The sequence below is a fragment of the Peribacillus sp. YIM B13482 genome, assembly GCF_042787975.1.
In the GTDB taxonomy this organism is placed as follows: domain Bacteria; phylum Bacillota; class Bacilli; order Bacillales; family DSM-1321; genus Peribacillus; species Peribacillus simplex_A.
On sequence record NZ_JBHZPF010000008.1, the window covers coordinates 86,685 to 109,372 of the forward strand.

The 22,688-nt window shown below is 43.5% G+C and carries 20 protein-coding genes, 1 other RNA gene and 1 other annotated feature; of the genes, 3 read left to right on the forward strand and 18 right to left on the reverse strand.

What is annotated here, in order from left to right; all coding sequences use genetic code 11:
* Positions 1-37: 37 nt before the first annotated feature.
* The 9 genes from ACFX4L_RS06750 to ACFX4L_RS06790 form a co-directional block, all read right to left on the reverse strand.
* Positions 38-1,186 carry a M20 family metallopeptidase gene (locus ACFX4L_RS06750; protein WP_309145491.1) on the reverse strand — a complete coding sequence of 383 codons (1,149 nt, stop codon included), beginning with the start codon at positions 1,184-1,186 and terminating at the stop codon, positions 38-40.
* Positions 1,187-1,550: 364 nt separating this feature from the next.
* Positions 1,551-2,522 carry an NERD domain-containing protein gene (locus ACFX4L_RS06755; protein ID WP_317776851.1) on the reverse strand — a complete coding sequence of 324 codons (972 nt, stop codon included), beginning with the start codon at positions 2,520-2,522 and terminating at the stop codon, positions 1,551-1,553.
* A gap of 192 nt (positions 2,523-2,714) precedes the next feature.
* The gene (locus tag ACFX4L_RS06760) at positions 2,715-2,882 is read right to left on the reverse strand and encodes a hypothetical protein (protein WP_377404372.1); all 168 of its coding nucleotides are present in this window, start codon (positions 2,880-2,882) and stop codon (positions 2,715-2,717) included.
* 77 nt (positions 2,883-2,959) lie between these two features.
* A complete protein-coding gene (locus ACFX4L_RS06765) occupies positions 2,960-3,148 on the reverse strand; it encodes a hypothetical protein (protein WP_377404375.1) in 189 nt (62 codons plus the stop codon).
* Between the two features lie 99 nt (positions 3,149-3,247).
* Positions 3,248-3,445 (reverse strand): hypothetical protein, encoded by a 198-nt coding sequence (locus ACFX4L_RS06770; RefSeq protein ID WP_377404378.1) that lies wholly within the window; start codon positions 3,443-3,445, stop codon positions 3,248-3,250.
* A 57-nt stretch (positions 3,446-3,502) separates the two neighbouring features.
* Positions 3,503-3,688, reverse strand: a non-coding RNA gene (gene ssrS, locus ACFX4L_RS06775) — 6S RNA.
* An 86-nt stretch (positions 3,689-3,774) separates the two neighbouring features.
* Positions 3,775-5,544: an aspartate--tRNA ligase gene (aspS, locus tag ACFX4L_RS06780; RefSeq protein WP_284470120.1), complete on the reverse strand. Its 1,770-nt coding sequence runs from the start codon at positions 5,542-5,544 to the stop codon at positions 3,775-3,777.
* A gap of 12 nt (positions 5,545-5,556) precedes the next feature.
* A complete protein-coding gene (gene hisS / locus ACFX4L_RS06785) occupies positions 5,557-6,828 on the reverse strand; it encodes a histidine--tRNA ligase (RefSeq protein ID WP_377404382.1) in 1,272 nt (423 codons plus the stop codon).
* A 96-nt stretch (positions 6,829-6,924) separates the two neighbouring features.
* Positions 6,925-7,165: a binding site (T-box leader), on the reverse strand.
* Positions 7,166-7,244: 79 nt separating this feature from the next.
* The gene (locus ACFX4L_RS06790; RefSeq protein WP_167555992.1) at positions 7,245-7,418 is read right to left on the reverse strand and encodes a hypothetical protein; all 174 of its coding nucleotides are present in this window, start codon (positions 7,416-7,418) and stop codon (positions 7,245-7,247) included.
* Between the two features lie 128 nt (positions 7,419-7,546).
* On the opposite strand from ACFX4L_RS06790, the gene ACFX4L_RS06795 reads away from it, so the two are divergent.
* Entirely contained in the window at positions 7,547-9,319 is a 1,773-nt protein-coding gene (locus ACFX4L_RS06795; protein ID WP_377404385.1) for an N-acetylmuramoyl-L-alanine amidase family protein, read from the forward strand.
* Between the two features lie 82 nt (positions 9,320-9,401).
* On the opposite strand, the gene dtd is transcribed toward ACFX4L_RS06795, so the two are convergent.
* From dtd to ACFX4L_RS06825, 6 genes are all read right to left on the reverse strand, one after another.
* Positions 9,402-9,845 (reverse strand): D-aminoacyl-tRNA deacylase, encoded by a 444-nt coding sequence (gene dtd / locus ACFX4L_RS06800; protein ID WP_284470117.1) that lies wholly within the window; start codon positions 9,843-9,845, stop codon positions 9,402-9,404.
* Between the two features lie 15 nt (positions 9,846-9,860).
* Entirely contained in the window at positions 9,861-12,059 is a 2,199-nt protein-coding gene (locus tag ACFX4L_RS06805) for a RelA/SpoT family protein (RefSeq protein WP_061464219.1), read from the reverse strand.
* Positions 12,060-12,376: 317 nt separating this feature from the next.
* A complete protein-coding gene (locus tag ACFX4L_RS06810; RefSeq protein WP_061464220.1) occupies positions 12,377-12,889 on the reverse strand; it encodes an adenine phosphoribosyltransferase in 513 nt (170 codons plus the stop codon).
* Complete coding sequence (gene recJ, locus ACFX4L_RS06815; protein ID WP_377404388.1) at positions 12,880-15,255, reverse strand: single-stranded-DNA-specific exonuclease RecJ; 2,376 nt, start codon at positions 15,253-15,255, stop codon at positions 12,880-12,882. The genes ACFX4L_RS06810 and recJ overlap by 10 nt, the downstream gene beginning before the upstream one ends.
* Positions 15,256-15,399: 144 nt before the next feature.
* Positions 15,400-17,661, reverse strand: a complete 2,262-nt coding sequence (gene secDF, locus ACFX4L_RS06820; protein ID WP_377404391.1) for a protein translocase subunit SecDF — start codon at positions 17,659-17,661, stop codon at positions 15,400-15,402.
* 197 nt (positions 17,662-17,858) lie between these two features.
* Positions 17,859-18,164, reverse strand: a complete 306-nt coding sequence (locus ACFX4L_RS06825; RefSeq protein ID WP_061464223.1) for a post-transcriptional regulator — start codon at positions 18,162-18,164, stop codon at positions 17,859-17,861.
* 167 nt (positions 18,165-18,331) lie between these two features.
* On the opposite strand from ACFX4L_RS06825, the gene spoVB reads away from it, so the two are divergent.
* Positions 18,332-19,894: a stage V sporulation protein B gene (spoVB, locus tag ACFX4L_RS06830; protein ID WP_377381110.1), complete on the forward strand. Its 1,563-nt coding sequence runs from the start codon at positions 18,332-18,334 to the stop codon at positions 19,892-19,894.
* Positions 19,895-19,922: 28 nt separating this feature from the next.
* On the opposite strand, the gene ACFX4L_RS06835 is transcribed toward spoVB, so the two are convergent.
* Entirely contained in the window at positions 19,923-20,582 is a 660-nt protein-coding gene (locus tag ACFX4L_RS06835) for a DUF421 domain-containing protein (RefSeq protein ID WP_411730394.1), read from the reverse strand.
* 197 nt (positions 20,583-20,779) lie between these two features.
* On the opposite strand from ACFX4L_RS06835, the gene ACFX4L_RS06840 reads away from it, so the two are divergent.
* Positions 20,780-21,151 (forward strand): TIGR04086 family membrane protein, encoded by a 372-nt coding sequence (locus ACFX4L_RS06840; RefSeq protein WP_185147791.1) that lies wholly within the window; start codon positions 20,780-20,782, stop codon positions 21,149-21,151.
* A 47-nt stretch (positions 21,152-21,198) separates the two neighbouring features.
* Here the strand turns inward: ACFX4L_RS06840 and yajC are convergent, their stop codons facing one another.
* Positions 21,199-21,480 carry a preprotein translocase subunit YajC gene (gene yajC / locus ACFX4L_RS06845; protein WP_289319964.1) on the reverse strand — a complete coding sequence of 94 codons (282 nt, stop codon included), beginning with the start codon at positions 21,478-21,480 and terminating at the stop codon, positions 21,199-21,201.
* Between the two features lie 41 nt (positions 21,481-21,521).
* On the reverse strand, positions 21,522-22,661 hold the full coding sequence (tgt, locus tag ACFX4L_RS06850; RefSeq protein ID WP_061464228.1) for a tRNA guanosine(34) transglycosylase Tgt: 1,140 nt from the start codon (positions 22,659-22,661) through the stop codon (positions 21,522-21,524).
* Positions 22,662-22,688 lie beyond the last annotated feature (27 nt).

The window sequence follows — 22,688 nt, forward strand, 5'->3', positions numbered from 1 at the left end:
CAAGCGAAATATAAGCAGTCTAATCGGAATTAATGTACTAGGTCATTTTCGATAATTTTTGAAGGATGGTAGCCAGCAGGAGAGTCCGTTCTGTCAGGCTGGGAATATCCAAATACTCCTCATCACTATGTGCATCCCCTCCAATGGGCCCGAGTCCATCCACTGTCGCTATACCCAATTCAGAAGTAAAAGAAGCATCCGATCCTCCACCAGTGGCCATATCCGTGATTTGGATGCCAATCTCCTTCCCAGACTGACGGATCGTCTCTAAAAGCAAGTTCGTTTTCTCGTTCTTTTCCATGGGAGACCGGTCCATTTTCCCGCTTAATACCGTTTTCGTCCCTGGAATATAGGTTTCCGCGCAGATTTTTTTCAATTGTTTGAGGATGATGCCTTCTTGCTTTTTTTCAGAGATCCGCACATCCACATAAGCGGCTGCATGGGAAGCGATGGTATTGACAGCAGAACCTCCTTCAATCATGCCGACATTAACGCTGATTCCTTTCTTTGGATCATTCAATTGGTGTAAGGCGATGATCTTATGAGCCAATTCTTCAATTGCACTTCGACCCTTTTCCGGTTCGATCCCTGCATGGGCGGCCACCCCCACTACATCCACCTTAAATTGTCCGCAGCCCCTTCTTTCCGTGACCAGTGAACCATCCGCCCTTGCCGGTTCAAGAATTAACGCGAACTTCTTATCAGCCGCCTTTTCCGATATAAGTGAAGCGGACGACGGAGACCCGATCTCTTCATCACTATTGAGAATGATTTGGATATGCTTATAGCCTGTCTGCCCCGATTGTTTCAAACAAAGGATCGCATAAAAAAGCAAAACCAAACTAGCCTTCATATCAGCAACACCAGGACCGTAAGCCCGATTTCCCTTCACTTTAAAAGGACGTTTTTGGGCTGTCCCTTCAGGAAAAACCGTATCCATATGTGCGACGACTACAATATGCGGCTGATGCGCGTCACGATGCTGGATGACCAGCTGATTGCCATACTTCTGCTGCTCAACCGTATCCACAATAAAATCCAAGCTTTCAAATTTCGTTTTTAAAATCGAACCAATTTCATCAATGCCCTTTTTCGTATGAGAACCACTATCTATATTCACTAGCTGCTCCACTAATTGAAGCATTTCCTTCCTCTTTGCATTCAATAAATCCTTCAAAGCTCTCACTACTTTCTATCCTTGGCTAATTATTATTTCAATCTTACTATAATTTACGAATCTATATTGCGGAATGTTACTTAAATGGGGATATTTAAGTTGTATTCGAGAATAATGGAGACTTACTCGAGAGAAATTGGGTTTGGTCATGAGTTTAGGGCGTTTACTCGTGAGTTTGGGCGCTTTACTCTTGGGTTTGGGGCGTTTACTCGTGAGTTTGGGCGCTTTACTCTTGGGTTTAGGGCGTTTACTCGTGAGTTTGGGCTCTTTACTCGTGAATTTAGAGCGTTTACTCGTGAGTTTAGGCGCTTTACTCGTGAATTTGGGCTCTTTACTCGTGAATTTAGAGCGTTTACTCGTGAGTTTAGGCGCTTTACTCGTGAATTAATCCATCAAGTCTATATACTCTATTTTTATATTGTCCCAAATAGGGCAATTCAAGAGCAGATAGCATTCGTTGCATGATATCAATTGAATCTATTTGTAATAAAAGCCGTGCTTGTTGATTCGTAATTTTGGGCTCTATGAGGAGGGCATAATCACGAAGAGTTTGAATGTGGGCATCCTTGGAGGCGTAAGAACATTGACCACATGACCATTTGCCCCAGTGATATTGCATATGAAGAGCTGAACAATCAGGGCATTGAACGCTATTTAGCAGATCTTTCACATCAATTTGATACCATTCGAGTATATCCGGATCATATGGGGTATTTTTTTGCAGCAATGTGTTCGATAGTTTATTGCTCTGCCTTTGGGTCAACTGCGCAGAAGGATACTTTTCTTCAATGGTATGAATCTTGGAAATCAGAGTTTCTTTTCCCGTGATTTTTTTGAAAATGGGGGTAAAACCTGGGGTAGTCCTTATGATGGTATTCGAGTTTGCATTTGCAATGAGCGTTTCAATCGGTAGCGAGGGAAAGTTATGAAGAGTGAGCCAATCCATTAAGCAGGATTTTTGCACATCCACTTGAATTAATGGATCCAGATAAGCTTGTTCCTGCCCATCTTTTGTCCGAATCAATTGAGGATAAGAGCGATCAAAATAGAGCATTCCCGCAAAGTTTTTCACTTCGATGATGATACAGTAATTCCGGGTGATAATAAGGAAATCCATTTGAAAATAACGGCTCCCATCGTGACTTAACCTCAAATCATGTAATACTCGATATTCTTTTGGAAGATCCTTCAACTCATTTCCAATACTCCGCTCCCCGTTAAACCCTGTTCGAATTTTTCGGAAATCGTTCCTTATCTGTTCCTGTTTTGGATGGTTTGATGTTAGCCTCCTGCTTAATGCCTCCAGTTTGAGCATTTTCATAGGCTTTTCACACGGTTTTAGCATTCATTCGTCAACTCCTTCTTTTTTAGCTTCTTTATTAAAACCTTTTTTCCTGCTGGGAAACTAAAAATCAGCATTTTACTCTGAGTTTACTCTGTTTAATTCGTGAGATTTGTTCCTAAACTCATGTATTTTTTTTATTCGGTCGAGAATTCACCCCTTTTTACTGTAAAATCATGCTCTTTACTCGTAATTTCACTCCATTACTCGTGAGTTTGCACCATTACTCGTGAATCCACCCCATTTACTCGTGAATTCACCCCTTTTACTCGTGAGTTTGCACCATTTACTCGTGAATTCAAGCCTTTTACTCGTAAGTTCATGCCCTTTACTCGTATTCACACCATTTACTCGTGAATTCATGCCATTACTCGTGAGTTCACGCCATTACTTGCGGGTTCACGCCATTACTCGTAATTTCATGCCATTTACTCGTAATTTCACTCCATTACTCGTGAGTTCACACCTTTTACTCGTGAATTCATGCCATTACTCGTGAGTTCACCCCTTTTACTCGTGAGTTTGCACCATTTACTCGTGAATTCAAGCCTTTTACTCGTAAGTTCATGCCCTTTACTCGTATTCATGCCATTTACTCGTGAATTCACACCTTTTACTCGTGAATTCATGCCCATTTACTCGTAATTTCACTCCATTACTCGTGAATTCACACCTTTTACTCGTGAATTCATGCCATTACTCGTGAGTTCACGCCATTACTTGCGGGTTCACGCCATTACTCGTAAATTCATGCCTTTTACTCGTAATTTCACTCCATTACTCGTGAGTTTGCACCATTTACTCGTGAATTCATGCCATTTACTCGTGAATTCATGCCATTTACTCGTGAATTCACACCCTTTACTCGTATTCACCCCTTTTACTCGTGAATTTACCCCATTTACTTGTAAGTTACCATTCTTCACAATTTTAACGCACAAAAAAACCCATGTTTATTTAACATGAGTTGCTTTGTAAGGTGTAAGAGTCCCAATTGTGCCGTTTACGCCTTTGTTTTGAACCCGCTCTCCGCAGGTGGGTGCTCGGTTCCTCGCGTTTGTAAGTCCTCTTCGAGGGAGGCATTTACGCGGCCAGGAAACTAGTGCTCCCGGTAACTATAAGTGTTCGGTCAAAACTTATAGGTTAAAGAACGAACACATCAGGACTCTTACTTGTTGAAAACATCATATCATAATGCTTAACTCTGTTTCAAGAGAAACCATCTAGGTATTTTTTCATATTTTTGTCAGATTGATTATTTTTTTAGTGCAGCAAGCCTTAGGCTAAGTTCGGCCAATTGCTTGTCACTTACAGCACTTGGTGCGTCAACCAGCAGGTCGCTTGCGCTTGCTGTTTTCGGGAACGCGATGGTGTCTCGAAGGTTCGTGCGGCCAGCAAGCAGCATGACCATACGGTCCAATCCAAGGGCGATTCCGCCGTGTGGTGGCGTTCCGTATTCGAATGCATCCATTAGGAAGCCGAATTGTGCGTTTGCTTCTTCTTCAGAGAATCCAAGGACTTTGAACATTTTTTCCTGAACGTCGCGTTCGTAAATACGCAGTGATCCGCCGCCAAGTTCGTAGCCGTTCAAGACAAGGTCATATGCTTGTGCACGGACGCTTGCTGGGTCTGATTCCAGTTTGTCCATGTCTTCACGGAATGGCATTGTGAATGGATGGTGTGCTGCATAGTAGCGTCCTTCTTCTTCGTCATATTCAAATAATGGCCAGTCCGTCACCCATAGGAAGTTGAATTTGCTTTGATCAATCAAGCCTCTTTCTTTACCAAGCTTGTTGCGAAGTGCTCCAAGTGCATCAGCGACTACGCCTTTCTTATCTGCAACGAATAAGATTAGATCGCCCACTTCAGCTTCCAATACGGATACTAATTGCTGTTGATCTTCCGCGAAGAATTTAGCGATTGGTCCTTTTACTCCGTCTTCTTCAACTTTCAGCCATGCAAGGCCTTTTGCACCGTAAATCGCTGCAAATTCAGCCAATCCATCAATATCTTTACGGGAATAATCTGCATTTCCGTCCTTAACGACGATCGCTTTAACTTGTCCGCCGTTTGCAATAGCTCCGGTGAATACTTTGAAATCACTGTCTTTGACGATTTCAGAGACATCTTTAAGTTCCATTCCGAAACGTGTATCCGGTTTGTCGGAACCGTAACGGCCCATCGCTTCAAAGTATGTCATTCTAGGGAATGGCAGTGTTACGTCAAGCCCTTTTACGTCTTTCATCACTTTAGCCATCATGTTTTCTGCGGTGTTAATGATATCTTCTTGGCTCATGAAGCTTGTTTCAATATCGATTTGCGTGAATTCAGGCTGTCTGTCGGCACGTAAATCTTCATCACGGAAACAGCGGGCAATTTGATAATAACGTTCGAAACCGGATACCATCAATAGCTGCTTGAAGATTTGCGGTGACTGTGGAAGTGCATAGAACTCACCTTCGTGTACACGGCTAGGCACTAAGTAATCACGCGCTCCTTCAGGTGTGCTTTTCGTTAAGATAGGTGTTTCGATATCCAGGAAGCCTTCACCGTCCAAGTAATCACGGATTGCTTTTGTTGTTTGGTTACGCATTTTCAGCGTTTCGAACATCGCTGGACGGCGCAAGTCCAAATAACGGTATTTCAAGCGGATATCTTCAGAAACATCCGTTCTTTCATCAATGATGAACGGAGGGGTTTTCGCTTCATTTAAAATTGTAACGTTTTCGGCTTGAACTTCGACCGTACCTGTTGTTACATTCGGGTTGAAGTTGGCTTCCTCACGTTTGATGACTGTCCCTTGGATATCAAGGACATATTCATTACGGATCTTTTCAGCTGTGGCCAAGGCTTCTGCCGAAATGTCCGGATTGAAAACGACTTGGACGACTCCGCTTCTGTCACGCAGGTCGATAAAGATGACCCCGCCCAAATCCCGACGTTTTTGTACCCATCCTTTTAATGTTACTTTTTCACCAATAGCTGCTTCTGTCACTTCACCATTGAAGTATGTTCTGCCAAACATGGTATTTCCCCCTTAAGCCTGTAGCTTTTTGAATTGTTCAACGAATGTGGCAAGATCCATTTGGACTTGTTCACCGGTTTCCATGAACTTCACGTTGATTTTATTATTTGCCAATTCCTCTTCACCGAGTGTCGCCACATATCTCGCTTCGAGACGGTCGGCTGATTTGAATTGAGCTTTCACTTTACGGTCTTGATAGTCTTTTTCGACAGTAAAACCGGCATTCCGCAATTGATGGGCAAGTTTGACGGTATAATCCTTGGCCGCTTCACCTAATGAAACAAGATAGCAGTCAATACCCTTTTTGATCGGAAGCTCGATGTTTTCTGCTTGCAGTGCTGCAATCAGGCGTTCAATGCTAAGCGCAAAGCCGATTCCGGGTGTTTCCGGTCCGCCAAGTTCTTCAGCCAGCCCGTTATATCGGCCGCCTCCGCAAAGTGTTGTAATGGCGCCAAAGCCCTCTGCATCACTCATGATTTCAAAAGCAGTATGATTATAGTAATCCAAGCCCCGCACTAGCGTCGGATCCTCGACGAATTCGATTTCCAAGTCCGTAAGATGCTGTTTAACCTTTTCGAAATAAATACGGGATTCATCATTTAAATATTCAATGATGGATGGCGCCGTGTTCATCAATTCGTGATCGTGATCTTTTTTGCAATCCAGGATACGCAATGGGTTTTTTTCCAGACGATTTTGACAATCACGGCAAAACTCGCCAATACGAGGTTCGAAATGTTTGATTAATGCATTCCGATGCGCTGTCCGGCTTTCCTTATCACCAAGGCTGTTGATCACAAGTTTCAGCTTTTTCAATCCAAGTTCTTTGTACAGGTTCATCGCAAGTGACAAAACCTCTGCATCAATTCCGGGATCCTTACTTCCTAAGGCCTCGATGCCGAATTGAACGAACTGACGGAAGCGGCCTGCTTGTGGACGTTCGTAACGGAACATCGGCCCGATATAATAAAGCTTGACCGGCTGATTGGTCCACCCGAACATTTTGTTCTCGATATAAGACCGTACAACTGATGCGGTGCCTTCCGGACGAAGGGTTAAATTCCTTTCACCGCGATCTTGAAATGAATACATCTCTTTTTGTACGATATCGGTTGTATCCCCTACACCCCGTAAAAATAATTCCGTGTGCTCAAAAATTGGTGTACGGATTTCTTTATATTGATAACGGTGACAAATCTCACGCGCTGTCTTTTCGATATACTGCCAAATTTCCGTTTGTCCAGGCAATAAATCCTGGGTACCTCTAGGAATCTGAATAGACATATTATTTCCTCCTTAAAAGCAAGGCGCCCTTTCTGATACGGCGCTATACTGATTTTTTCCAAACAAAAAACTCCCGTCCCTTGTAACTTATCCGTTACAAGGGACGAGAGTTTGGATATCCCGTGGTGCCACCCTAGTTGAAGCACAAAAAATAAGTGCCCCCGCTCAAAAACAGTTAACGCCTGTTTTACGTCCATCTCCTATTAAGAAAAAATCCGTTCGGAGTGAAGCCTACGGAGGGTTCTTTCATTAAGTCATCATGTGGAATGCTTTCAGCCTCGGCATTTCCTCTCTTTCCATGTGTTTCTTAATTACTCTTCTCCATCATTGGTTATTGCAGTAATAAGTCTGATATTTTATAATCATACGGACGTTAACTTCAAATGTCAAGGCAGGCTTCAGTATTTTGTCGCGTTTTATTGGTTAAAATGTTTTTTCGAATTTTTGATCGTCCTGACATTGACTCCGTATTCGGATGCCAATTCAACAAGGTTTGAGCTTTGTTCCTTCTGGATGAAATCGTGAAAATCGACACCTAATACTTGATTGCCCCCGCTTAAGCTCGTTTGATTTTTTTCGCTGAATTTCATGTGGTTCCCTCCTAGTGTTATATAAGCTTTATTCTTTCCTAAAAAAAATGTTTTTTGCACAGGGAAAGAGGAAAATTTTTGTTGAACGAGAATACATACATATAGACGTTAAAAGGGAGAGACAACTTATGAAGAAGAAATCGGGTTTATTCGGCCTGATCCTAATGCTGATTATGGCAGCAATTTTCCCCATCGATCACGCTTTTGGAAAAGATGAAGGGGAAATTATCGTGACGTCCAAAGTGGTCAATGTCCGTGAAGGCGCGGGTCTCAGTTTCCCTATCGTAAAAAAACTGGCAAAAGGGGAATCCTATCCAATCCTGAAGGAAGATGGCGACTGGATCGAAATCCGGATGGGCATCGGTAAAACTGGCTGGGTCGCCAATTGGCTAGTGGAAAGAACGTCGGATTCGGACACCAACCTGGTCAAAAAGGAATCCGGACAAGGAATGATCTCAGGCAGCTCCGTCCGCGTCCGTACAGGTCCCGGTACAACATTTCAAACGGTTGGCTCTTTGAATAAAGGAACAGCTGTCGACATCATTGAAAAGAATGAAAATTGGATAAAAGTCAAAACAACGGATCTTGAAGGCTGGGTCTCTTCTGATTATCTTAAGCTTCCCGCCGCTTCCGGGGATGCAGCGAAGAAAGGCTCAACCAAGGAAAAAGAAGCAACGAACCACTCCGTAAAAACAGGTGTCACTTTGGTGGACCGGCTCAATGTCCGTTCGGAACCATCGAGAAGCAGCGCAACGCTAGGAAAGCTGAATAAAAATACGTCAGTGACCGTTTATCGCATTGAAAATGAGTGGGCCGAAATTGATTTCCAAGGAGTCCGCGGCTGGGTAGCTGAACCTTACATACAAATAAGCCAAGATAAAGGTGATTCGAAAATCAATACGGCAGGAGCCACTGCAAGGGTGACCGCTACGGGTTTAAATGTGCGGAAAGATGCATCTCTAAACAGCAAGGTCATCGGTTCGGTGAACAAGGATGAGACTTACGCCGTCTTACAAACAAAGGGAAAAATGACGCAGATCCAGCTTTCCGGTTCAAAAAAGGGCTGGGTCGTGAGTTGGTACTTGGAAAAAGAGAATGTTGAACAAACGCCAAAGGAAGAAAGGATTGAGGCAAAGGGAAACAAGATTACCATCATTCATGATGGAACGATTTTTAGAAGTGAGCCTGATGGCAACTCGGAAATCGTAAAGCAGGTCAATGAAGGTGAAACATTCTCCGCAACAGGCATGGAAGGCGATTGGTATTCGATTAAACTAAATAACGGGAAAACCGCTTATGTTGCGGGGTGGATCGTGACGGTCGAAGGGAATTCCGAGCAGATCCAACGCCCTGGGGTTGAAAAATATTTAAAGGATAAAACAATCGTTATCGATCCTGGCCATGGCGGCAGAGATAGCGGTACAGTAGGGGTCGGTGGCACTCTTGAGAAAAACCTGACGATCCGGACGGCCGAGTTGCTGCGTGACAAACTTCAGGCTGCAGGGGCCAAAGTGATATTGACCAGAAGCGGCAATACCTATGTTCCGCTCCCTTCCCGGGTCGGCACTTCACATATCCATAACGCGGATGCTTTCATCAGCCTCCATTATGATAGCACCAAGGACCAGATCACCAGCGGGATAACAACATACTACTATCATGGCTACCAACGTTCATTGGCCACTACACTGGCCAATTCACTCGGTTCCACCATGCAGGTGCCAAACCGCGGATCACGATACGGGGATTTTCATGTTATCAGGGAAAACAAACGGGTAGCTACACTTATAGAACTAGGTTATTTAAGTAATCCAGTGGAAGAATTGACGTTATCATCAAATGAGTATCAAGAAAAAATCACATCAGCCATTTATAATGGATTGGCGCGATATTTCAAATAAAGACAAGCCAGCTTCCCATCGAAGCTGGCTTTTCATTTCGTCCGTACTGATTGACTAAAAACAAAAAACCTGCCGCAGCAGGTTATTTTTTGCTTTCCAGTATTAATGTAACGGGACCATCATTAGTAAGCTGAACGTCCATCATGGCACCGAATTGACCTGTTTCCGTATGGACGCCTTTATTCCGGAGTTCCTCGTTAAATGCTTCATATATTTGATTCGCCTCTTCAGGACGGGCGGCGTCCATGAAGTTCGGTCGACGGCCTTTACGGCAATCGCCATATAGGGTGAATTGCGAAACTGATAAAACCGAACCTCCCACATCCAATAGTGAGTGGTTCATCTTTTCATTTTCATCTTCAAATATTCTGAGATTGACAATCTTATCGGCCAAATATGCGGCGTCATCGATGGTATCTCCATGGGTGACACCAACCAACAGAACGAGCCCGCTGTCGATTTGACCGATTATTTGGTCTGCGACAACGACTTTGGCGGCTTTGGAACGTTGTAAAACTACACGCATGGTAATAAAAACCCCTTAGTTCATTATCCGTCTAACGGAATAAACATCTGAAATTTGTTTGATACGGTCAACGACCTTTTGTAAATGGGCAATGTTATGAATATAAATCGACATGTGAATGGTCGCCACCTTATTCCTGTCGGATTTACCCGAGACCGCTGAAATGTTGGTCTTGGTTTCATTGACGGCTTGCAGCACTTCGTTTAATAAGCCGCGACGGTCATACCCGCTGATTTCAATTTCAACGATGTATTCCTTGCGTTCGTTAATCGTACTTTCCCATTCAACCGGTACGAGGCGATGATCGGAATCACCGCTTTCCAGGTTCGGGCAGTCTTGCCTATGGACTGAAACTCCACGGCCTTTGGTTATATAACCAACGATTTCATCCCCTGGAACTGGGTTGCAACAGCGTGATAAACGGATAAGCAGGTTATCAATCCCCGGTACCCTTACACCTGAGTCACGTTTTTTAGATGAATTGGAGAAGGTTTTCAGATCGGCTACCGCTTCTGAAATATCCGCTTCTTGCTCGACCATTTTCTGCTTACGCCACTTTTCGGTAAGGCGGTTAGCCACCTGAAGTGCTGTTATTCCGTTATACCCGACTGCTGCATACATATCTTCTTCATTCAGGAAATTGAATTTATCTGCAACACGCTTGATGTTCTCGGCAGAAAGGATTTCTTTCAGATCGAACTCCATTTCCTTGATTTCCTTTTCAACAAGCTCTTTGCCCTTTTCGATATTTTCTTCGCGGCGCTGCTTTTTGAAAAATTGGCGGATCTTATTTTTCGCTTGAGATGTTTGAGTGAGTTTAAGCCAGTCCTGACTTGGACCATATGAATGCTTAGATGTCAGGATTTCAATGATGTCGCCAGTTTTCAATTTATAATCCAGCGGTACCATTTTCCCGTTCACTTTGGAACCGATCGTTTTATTTCCGATTTCCGAGTGAATCCTGTAAGCGAAATCAATCGGGTTGGATCCTGATGGAAGTTCGATGACATCGCCTTTTGGCGTGAAAATGAATACCATATCAGAAAAAAGATCAATTTTAAGTGATTCCATGAATTCCTCGGCATTTGTCGCATCATCCTGGAATTCAAGAATTTCCCGGAACCAAGTCAATTTTTCTTCTAATGAAGGCTGTTCACCTACATCTTTTCCTTCTTTATAAGCCCAATGCGCGGCAACCCCGAACTCCGCAATGCGATGCATATCGGAAGTGCGGATCTGCACTTCCAGCGGATCGCCTTTCGGGCCGATCACCGTCGTATGGAGCGATTGATACATATTTGGCTTAGGCATGGCGATATAGTCTTTAAATCGGCCAGGCATCGGCTTCCAGCATGTATGGATGATCCCTAAAACGGCATAGCAATCTTTTATGCTATTGACGACGATCCGGACTGCAAGCAAATCATAAATTTCACTGAACTGCTTATTTTGCAAAGCCATTTTGCGATAAATGCTGTAAATATGTTTCGGTCTGCCGGAAAGGTCAGCCTTAATGTTGACTTCCTCAACGTTTTTACGCACTTCATCAATGACTTCTTCCAGATACTGTTCACGTTCTGCACGCTTTTTCTTCATCAGGTTGACGATTCGGTAATACTGCTGAGGATTCAAATACCTTAGTGCAGTATCTTCAAGTTCCCATTTAATCGTACTGATACCAAGACGATGGGCAAGGGGTGCGAAGATTTCCAGCGTCTCGTTCGATATCCTTCTCTGCTTTTCCTGCGGTAGATGCTTCAATGTCCGCATATTGTGCAGTCTGTCGGCAAGCTTGATCAAGATGACCCTAATATCCTGGGCCATCGCCACGAACATTTTCCGATGGTTTTCCGCCTGTTGCTCTTGTTGTGATTTATACTTGATTTTCCCTAATTTGGTCACGCCATCTACGAGCATGGCGACTTCAGGACTGAAATTCTCTTCAATATCCTTCAGAGTGATCTCCGTGTCTTCAACAACATCATGTAAAAAACCTGCCGCAATAGTTGCAGGGTCCATTTCTAGATCAGCAAGAATGCCCGCCACTTGAATCGGATGAATAATATACGGCTCCCCCGATTTACGGAATTGTTCCCGGTGAGAATACTCTGCATACTTAAACGCTCTATGAATAAATTCAGCTTCTTCCGGCTGAAGATATAAGCTGGCCCGTTCTACAACCTGCTCGGCAGTCAATATTTGATCATTAGCCATTTAATCACCTTAACCCCACTTTAACTGCCACCGGATATAATCCGGATTGAGTATGATTGGTAGCACTTCCCTTTATTCTGCAAAACGTGACAATTTTTGCGAAAAAAAATAAATCCGCTTAAAACGGATGCAAGTGCAAATAAACTTATTAGCAGAAAAACTCTTTATTATTACTATTATCGAAAAAAAAGGCAAGGATGTAAAGAGTAAAACGTGTATTTTATAAAGAATACTGCATTTTTTCACTGGAAATTCGACAAAATCCATTTAAACCGGGTAAAACAGAAAGAGCACCCTGGTCAGAGTGCTCTTCTTTATTAAAAGCTCATTAATGTCAAGACATCATAGCCGTCTAATTTATCTTTGCCATCCAAGTCCGTCAATTCAATAAGGAATGCAATCCCGGCAACAATTCCGCCAAGCTGTTCAACCAATTTGATCGTCGCTTCGATTGTACCGCCAGTTGCAAGTAAATCGTCCGTAATCAGGATACGCTGTCCCGGTTTAATGGCATCTTTATGGATAGTCAAAACATCCTTGCCGTATTCTAAACCATATTCGACTTTTATCGTTTCACGCGGAAGTTTCCCTTCTTTTCTCACTGGTGCAAAGCCCACTTCCAATGAGTATGCGACTGGACATCCGATAATGAATCCGCGTGCTTCTGGTCCGACCACTAAATCGATATTTTTATCGCGAGCGTACTCGACGATTTGGTCTGTTGCGTATTTATAAGCTGCGCCGTTATCCATTAATGTTGTAATATCTTTGAAGACAATACCCGGTTTCGGCCAGTCTTGTACAATTGTTACATATTGCTTTAAATCCATTGCTTTGTTTCCTCCTCAAGGTCTGTTGCCTCATGAACTAAATAATGATTGAACCAATCGAATAATTGCTGATAGGAAGAATAAACAAGCTCTTGTTCAAGCTCAAATTGCTCTTTCTTTCTTATATACGATTCAGATTCACTGAGATCGCGTTTTTTCGCATTGGTTGTGAGCATGATTAACCCATTCTCTATTGTAACAAAATCAAGCTCAAAAAACACCTTAGAAATGAAATCCACGGTATCTCTTGACCACCCGCGGTACTTGGCAAGGTCATCACCATATCTTTTCACATCGAGCGGGCCCTTTTTGGCGAGGAAGGCATAAAACCATTTAAAATGGTCCCTTGTTGGCATCGTACTTAAGAAATGGTCCTGTTCATGGGAAAAGTGAGCGTAGATACGCGATGGATTTTTATTGGCAATCACCCGTTTCAAATATTCCCTTAACGGCGGCATGTCCATAAATACCACATGGCCTTCGAAGCAGTCGAGCTGATCTGCATCCTGTCCATTCTTGATATGAACGAGATCGGAATGGTTTTGTAAAAATGGATATCTACTATAAATATCTTCCGAGAAAATGACGATCTTCCGGTTTTGTGCCGGAATGTCGGCAAGCCACTTCTCTGCCTGACCCTTACCGCGGTAATCGAATAACTGCCAATGGTTTACAGAGACATCCTGGACAAAGATCTGGGGCTTTTTCATATTATTCCACTCATTGATGGAAAGCTCTCCAATCACCGAGACTTCAGCGTGCGGAGCTATTTCATCCACAAAATGACCTAGACCGAAGCCCACTCCATCAAGTTTATGACTTTCACCATCTTCAAGCTGCACTTTCAAGTGATTTTGGTTGGCACCGATTTTGCGGACACTTGAAAGCTGTACGGAATCTATCAAAATCTTCGGCTTTGGATTCGTAACCCCAAATGGCGCCAGCAAGCTCATTTCCTGAATCGTTTGAACGGAAACTTCCGCTAGAGTGGTTGCTCCATCCAAGTTGGTAATTGGTGTGAAGTCCTCTTCGCTGAGCTGTTCCTTCGCAATCAAGTTCATGCGGTCCCTAAGCTCCTGAACATCTTCTATTTTCAATGTCATTCCAGCAGCCATCGGATGTCCACCAAAATGAGGCAGTAATTCACGGCAGGTGGAAAGACTTTCAAAAAGATCGAAACCGGCAATGCTCCGGGCTGAACCTTTGGCATATCCCTTTTCCCGGTCATAACTTAATACAATCGTGGGGCGGTAAAAGCGTTCAACCAGTTTGGAGGCTACAATACCCACTACCCCTGCGTTCCAGCCTTCTCTCCCGATGATAAGGACACCATTGGACTCAGGCGGGAAGTTTTCCTCAACCTCTTGAATCGCTTCTTCCGCCATTGCCGCAACCATCGCCTGACGCTCTTTATTAATATCATTGATTTCATTGGCAAGTTCCATCGCTTCTGCCAAGTTTTCAGACATCAATAAATCCACAGCCGGGTCGGCATCTCCAAGTCGTCCGACAGCATTGATCCGCGGTGCCATCGCAAAACCGATTGATTCTTCATTCAATGCTTCCTGCTGAACATTCGCCACTTTCATTAGGGCAACAAGCCCCGGACGGCCAGTCAATCGTAACTGCTCGATCCCTTTCGCAGCGATGAGGCGGTTTTCCCCTTGTAAAGGCACTAAATCCGCAATGGTGCCGATGGCCGCTATTTCAAGTAAATCCTCAGGCAATTCCCCTAGCAAAGCGTGTGCCAGCTTAAAAGCGACACCTACTCCGGCAAGATCTTCAAATGGGTAGGAACTGTCCTCAAGTTTAGGATGGATGATTGCCAATGCCTCAGGCAGTTCCGGTCCCGGCTCATGGTGGTCGGTCAAAATATAATCCATGCCAAGCTCGCCGGCAAGTTTCGCTTCATCGACTGCAGAAATTCCGGTATCGACGGTTATTAATACCTTCACCCCTTGCTCAGCTGCAAGGCGGAACGCCATCGGATTCGGACCATAGCCCTCTGTAAACCGATTCGGGATATAAAAATCCACATCGGCCCCCAATCTCGTTAGCGCCGTCATCATCACTGTGGTCGATGTCACGCCATCTGCGTCATAATCACCGAAAATCCGTATTTTTTCTCCATTTTGAATGGCTTCTCTTATTCTATAGACTGCTTTATCCATATCTTTCAATAAAAATGGATCATGAAAAGTTTGATTTTTTACAAATAAAAATGATCGGGCACTTTCAATCGTGTCCAGGCCTCGATTCACAAGCAGGGCTGCAACCAAAGGTGTGATATGAAGCTCTTCAGCTAGTACAGCAACTTTGTTTTCATCGGCAGTTCGCAAGTTCCACCGGGTTTTTGGTTTTAACATGAATTCACCCCTTAACTTACTTATTATACAAAACGACAATAACGGTTTCAATTTATTTTAAACTCAAAAATGGCTGTAATTCCCTATTCAAAAAGCTAGTCTCACAAAAAGAAGGCTGGCATCATGCCAGCCTCCTCTCACATATTAAACTTGTCCTTCAAGACTTTGTTTCTTTTCTTTTGCGGTGTTCAGTGGTCCTTTTTTCTTCAATTCCCTGATTTTTAAATCAAGCCAGAATTGGGACGCGATTAATAGAGACGAATACACGCCACATATTAAACCGATAAACAGGGCAATTGAGAAGTTTCGGATAGCTTCACTGCCGAAGATCATCAACGCGATAACCGTAATGAGAACAGTTAGTACGGTGTTAATGGATCTCGTCAATGTTTGCCTGATACTGATATTTACAATATTCTCAAGCTCTTCAACGGTTTTGACTTTACGACTGAAGCGTAAGTTTTCACGAATACGGTCAAAGGTTACGATCGTATCATTGATCGAATAACCGACGATCGTCAGTACCGCAGCAATGAAGGTGATATCCACTTCGAGCCGGAATACACTAAATATCGTTATGATGAAGAACGCGTCATGTATAAGCGCTACGACAGCAGGTACAGCCATTCGCCATTCAAATCGTATCGATACATACAAAACGATTCCGAGTGATGCAATCGCTAACGCTTTCATGGCATTTTTCGCGAGTTCTTTTCCGACTGTCGGCGATACGGTGCTGACATTCGGTTCTGCCCCGTAATCTTTCTTGAAATGGTCCTTCAATTTTGCGATTTCCTGCTTATCAAGGACACCGACTGTCCGAACGACAGCATTTTTATTTTCTTTTCCAGTGAGCCTGACATCCTTGACATCATTCTCGTCAATACCAACCTTGACCATTTCGGTTTCGACTTGCTGTTTCGTTAAAACATCTTTGGACGCAATCTCAATTCGGGTACCGCTCGTGAAATCAATACCTAGATTCAATCTGAAGACGAGTAGGAAAATGATCCCGATAATCGTTACACCGACTGAAATGCCATAAAAAACTTTCCGATGTTTGACGAAATCGATTTTATCAAAGCGTGTTGGCAATGACATTAAATTAATTTTCTCCGATAAATCGTGAATGTATTTCTTCTTCACGCCAAACCATGTTGTGCGTTTGTCAAGGAACCCGCTATTCACCCAAAGGCTCATGAAAAGACGCGTACCATAAACGGCTGTAATGAAACTCATTAAAATCGAAATGATCAATGTGGTCGCAAACCCTTTAACGGAGCTTGTTCCATAATAGAATAGAACAGCTGCAGCCAGCAAGGTCGTTAAGTTCGCATCCGTAATCGTAGCAAGTGAGTTTTTCGTACCTTCTTTATAAGCTGCTTTTACAGAACGGCCAAGTTTCAATTCATCTCTAATCCGCTCGTAGGTTATGATGTTGGCATCGACAGCCATCCCGACCCCGAGTACCAATGCCGCAATACCAGGCAGCGTAAGGACCGCATTCATCCAATCGAACACCAATAGCGTCAAGAAAAGGTATATGCTTAAAGTAACAACTGCAATGAATCCAGGGAAGCGGTAATACATAAGCATGAAGATGAAAACAAGTGCAATTCCGATGATTCCCGCAAAAACAGTATCATGCAGTGCACCTGCACCAAATTGGGCACCTACAGATGTGGAGTACTTTTCCTTTAGATCAACAGGCAGGGCACCTGCATCCAGAAGGGCGGCAAGCTCTTTCGCTTCTTCCACCGTAAATTGACCGGTGATATATACCTTCTTCGTATTAAAAACTTCACTGACAGCTGGAGCGGATATCATATTGTCCTGTGAAGCCGCATCTTTAAAGGAGTCTTTTCCTTTCTCGAAATCCAACCAGATTGCGAGTACATTTGTCGGACGTTGCATCGTGGAAATTTTTTGAGTGATTTCTTTAAACTTATCCACATCTTTCAATGTGACTTCAACAACCGGTTTATTATCTTGGAACGTTTGTTTCGCGCCGCCTTCTTTCAGGTCAGCACCTGTCATCATTTCCTTATCGTTGTAATCACGGAAGGATAATTTGGCTTGGGTCGAAAGGATTTCCCGAGCTTTATTTTGGTCTTTAACTCCGGCCAATTGAACACGGATCCTGTCCTTCCCTTCAATTTGAATGCTAGGTTCATTGACACCTAATACATTGACACGCCTCTCAAGGGAGCTCACTGTAGCTTTCAGAACATCCGGGGTAATCTTTCCCCCAGCCAGCGGTTTTACTTGATATAACACTTCAAAACCACCCTGAAGGTCAAGACCCAGCTTGATATCCTTTAGGATTCCTTTTGAAGTCGATCCCATCGCTGCGAAAATCAAAAGTGCGATTAGAAAAAACGCAACGATCCTGCTTCTTTTTACCATTATGTAGTAGGCCCCTTTCTATAATACGCCTGTTCCTGAAGTTTTAATAAAACTGACATTTTTTTATTTATAATAAATGCATCCCTTTTGCTTCTTGAGAAAAAAGACTTAGCTTCCCATATTTTTCCCAAAAAAGGCATAACCATATCTATTATGAGTCATATACAAACCGCTGTCAATTTAAGTATATCTTTGCTTTATTCCTTCAAAAGATCCTTCAGCTCATCTTCAGAAATCGGCTCAAAAAGGTTTGGTGATTTATAGGCTTCAACCATTTGGAAGGTCATGAACTGGTTGCTCGAAAAAGTCACGATGTCGGCTACGAGTTCGTGAATGTGAATGTTTTCCTGCGGACGCTTCCATTTATTTTTGGTTAAGGTTCCCCATATATCTTCCTCTGTTACGGCATTCAATCCAACCATTTGGAATTCCTCACGCTTGCTTTTCAAAAATGGACGTACCTTTACATAATACCTTTGATAGGGATGATTCTTTTTCGTCATCACTTTGCCTCCAGTAAAAATGATTCTCATATGAATGCGCATTTTCTTAGAAGGAAATCGGATCATTTGTAAGAACGCAAACACTTTTGTCATGCTTTGTCCAAGTACAAGCATATAGATAATTGTATAGCATAACCGCTTTTTTGAGAAGGCAGGGAGGGAGTTCAATGTCCAAGTTTTTAAAAGGGACGCTGATTTTATTAATCGCAAGCCTGATTACAAGGGTTCTTGGGTTCATTAACCGCATTGTCATCGCCCGCTTCATCGGCGAAGAAGGCGTTGGTTTATATATGATGGCTTTACCGACCCTATTTCTCGTCGTGAACATTACCCAGTTAGGCCTGCCTATCGCCATTTCCAAATTCGTTGCTGAGGCCAATGCCAAAGGTGATGAACGGAAAATCAAGAAAATCCTTGTCGTCTCTTTGGCCTGCACCTTTACTCTATCGATGATTTTCACTCCTGCCATGCTGCTTTTCGCGCCGGTTCTTTCAGAATACCTATTCACTGACGATCGGACGGTATGGCCGCTCATGGCAATCGCTCCTATCGTACCGATCATCGCCATTTCATCCGTACTGCGCGGTTATTTCCAAGGGAAGCAAAATATGAAGCCCTTCGCTTTCTCACAAGTCATCGAACAGGTGGCACGAATCACATTCATAGCCGTCCTGACGAAGGCCTTTTTGCCATATGGAATCGAATACGCTGCAGCTGGGGCGATGTTCGCTTCAATTATCGGAGAACTTGTTTCACTCATCTACTTATTGACTAGCTTTAAATTAAAGAAACATTTTAAGTTCCGGAAAGGATTTATCAAGAATGTCAAATCAGGAAAAGGAACGTTCACCGAATTGATGGGGATTGCCCTTCCTACCACCGGAAGCAGGATGATTGGTTCGGTTTCGTGGTTTTTTGAACCGATAGTGGTTGCCCAGAGTTTGCAAATCGCCGGTGTCACCGCGGCAGCAGCCACCAGCCAATACGGGGAATTGACAGGGTACGCACTGCCCTTACTCATGCTTCCTTCTTTCGTTACGTCATCATTGGCGACGGCACTTGTCCCAGCAGTGAGCGAAGCCCGTACGACCGGAAACTTTCTACTCGTTGAGCACAGGCTTCAACAGTCCCTGAAAATCACCTTTATCACAGGCTGTTTAGCTGTCGTCATTCTGTTCATTTTTGCCGAACCTATTTTACAAGTCATGTATGGCTCTTCCCATGCTGCTGTTTTCATTAAATTCCTGGCACCTTTTTTTATCCTTTATTATTTCCAATACCCGCTACAGTCCATGCTTCAAGCACTGGATCTAGCAAAAGCCGCAATGTTCAACAGTCTGGCTGGGAACATCCTTAAAATCGGTGTGATTTGGCTGCTGGCGTCGAAAGAAAGTTTCGGGATCATGGGAGCCGCAATCGGGATAGCCGTCGGTTCGATGCTCGTTACTTTTCTGCACTTTTCAACCGTGCTGAAGGTCGTCCCGTTCACGCTTCATTTCCGGAGCTATATGTCAGCTTTGGGCCTTGCCTTAATTTCAGGCTGGGGCGGTTATTATCTTTATAAAGTACCGCTCTCCTCACTGCCTCTTGGCGGACGGCTTTTGCTGTCCGTGACGGTCGTGATCCTGCTGTTCACATTTTCCCTCCTCATGACAGGCAGCATAAAAAAAGCGGATTTGATCAGGATTCCAGTAGTGGGCGGCTTTTTATCAAAGTTTGCTTGGAAATAAATTGAACCGAAGCATTTAACGGCTTCGGTCATTTCTTCGTTTCATTCTTATCAATGTAAAATTGGCCATCTATGTATCCGCAAATCGAAATCTCTTTAATATTCGTTTCTCCCATTTTTTTCAACTGGTACCGGAGCCAAAAATGATTTTTGCCAATTTTATCGAGATTAGCCTCCTGAATCTCTCCGTCGATTATAAGGGGGTAGGGAGTTTCTACACTTTCCGACCTTTCTTCTTGTGTATTTTTAATCACCGAGAGCTTCCCTGAAGTTTCAAGGATGGCAAATTTAACAACATTTAAATCATTAATTCCTTGTTCACGAAGCTGGGTCAATAAGTCATCAAAATTATATCGTTGTTTACGCATCGCCTTTTCATCTATTTTCCCCTGATTGATAATGATCTGCGGCTTACCGTCCATGAAATTGCGAAACCTGACACTTTTCAATGAGATCAATGCCAATGTCATTTGGAGGCCCGCGAGGACAAACATTGGGATAGTCTGTCGAACAAACGGTTTTTCCAAATCTTCAAAGGATAGCACGGCAATGTCCCCTATCATGATGGATACCACTAAATCAAGAACGCTAAGTTCCCCTACTTCCCGCTTACCCATCATTCGAAAAAGGAACCAGATGACTAGATAGATCACTGTTGTTCTAAAAATAACAGCCAGATAGGTTTCCACTTCATTTAACACATCCTTCATTCCATAGGATGGCTTGGGAACTGAAAAATTACTCCACAATCTTTTCTAATTTTATGGGAAGCTTCTGTAAACCTGGTCTAAAGGTTCCATACCGGGAATATGCTTGTACTAACACATAAACAGGCTAAAACGTAACAGCCTTTTAAAAAGGAGGAATACCCATCGAAACTAAAAAAATGAGTGTCGCCGTAATTTATGGCGTAGGCTCCATCTTTGCCATAGCGATGATTGCAAGTTTAATCGTTTCCATCCTTCTTCGTTTTACTTCACTGACGGAATCATCCCTGACATACGTGATCATGATCGTGTCCTTTTTATCGCTGTTCATTGGTGGATTCATATCAGGAGGCAAAGGGAAAAAGCAAGGACTATTCTTAGGCGGAAGTACTGGAATGCTTTATCTGTTGGTCGTGTTCCTTTTTCAATATTTAGGTCACGATGCACTCTTCACCATCAAGCAATGGATCTACTACGGCTGTTTTGTCATTACGGCCATGATGGGTGGCGTGCTTGGGGTCAACATGAGCTCCGAATCACGCACCAATTAAAAAAACACAGCAAAAAAACCGGGCACATGGCCCGGTTTTCGTTTGTCTTATAATGTTGCTTCTTTATTTGGTGCGCTTTCCGTAATTTCACGGATTGAAGCACGGTCGAAAGTCAGTTTTGTACCGTCTGGTGATTTAATGACGATTTTCAATTCATCGATCGAATCGATTGTTCCGTGCATGCCGCCGATAGTAGCAACTTTATCACCTTTTTTCAAGCTAGTTTGCATGCTTTGCGTAGCCTTTTGGCGTTTTTGCTGCGGACGGATCAATAAGAAATAGAACAATACGAACATTAAGATCAACGGAAGTATTTGTGTTAAATTCATTTGTAAATTCACTCCTTTCGTTCATTAAAATATTTATGGAATTAGAAGTTTCTCGCATTTGGTTCGTTGAAACCATATTGCTCAAAAAACTCTTCCCTAAAGTCTCCAAGACGATCTTCTCGAATAGCTTGTCTGACCTGTTCCATTAAGTTTAACAGAAAATGAAGGTTATGGTAAGTCGTAAGACGAATTCCGAAGGTTTCTTCACATTTAATCAAATGGCGGATATATGCCCGGCTATAATTCTTGCATACATGGCAATCGCAATTTTCATCGATTGGACCAAAATCGCGTGCATATTTCGCATTTTTCACAACCAGCCGCCCATTGCTAGTCATCAGCGTACCATTACGCGCAATTCGCGTCGGCAGTACACAGTCAAACATATCGACACCGCGGATTGCACCATCGATCAATGAGTCCGGCGAACCTACCCCCATCAGGTAACGCGGTTTGTTAGTTGGAAGCAGCGGACTTGTAAACTCAAGAACGCGGTTCATGATATCCTTCGGTTCCCCTACGGATAGTCCTCCAATAGCATAACCCGGAAAATCAAGGGAGACAAGGTCTTTTGCACTTTGTTTACGAAGGTTTTCAAACTCCCCGCCTTGAACGATCCCGAACAGCCCTTGGTCATTTGGGCGCTCATGGGCATTCAAACAGCGTTCCGCCCAGCGTGATGTCCGTTCAACCGATTTCTTCATATACTCTTCGGTTGCCGGAAATGGCGGACATTCATCGAATGCCATCATAATATCGGAGCCTAGCGCGTTTTGTATTTCCATCGCTTTTTCTGGGGATAAAAATAATTTATCACCATTCAGATGGTTCCTGAAATGTACGCCCTCTTCTTCAATTTTGCGGAATTCGCTCAAACTGAAGACTTGAAAGCCGCCTGAATCCGTCAAAATCGCCCGATCCCAGTTCATGAACTTATGCAATCCGCCAGCTTCCTTGATGATTTCATGCCCCGGGCGGAGCCATAAGTGGTACGTATTGCTCAGGATGATGCCTGCCCCCATTTGTTTCAAATCTTCTGGAGACATCGTTTTAACAGTAGCCATCGTTCCAACCGGCATGAATGCCGGCGTTTCAAAAGAACCATGCGGCGTATGAACCCGGCCTAGCCGTGCCCCTGTCTGTTTACATGTTTTGATTAACTCATATCGTATTGCAGTCAACGCAATAACTCCCTTCAAGAGCTTCTC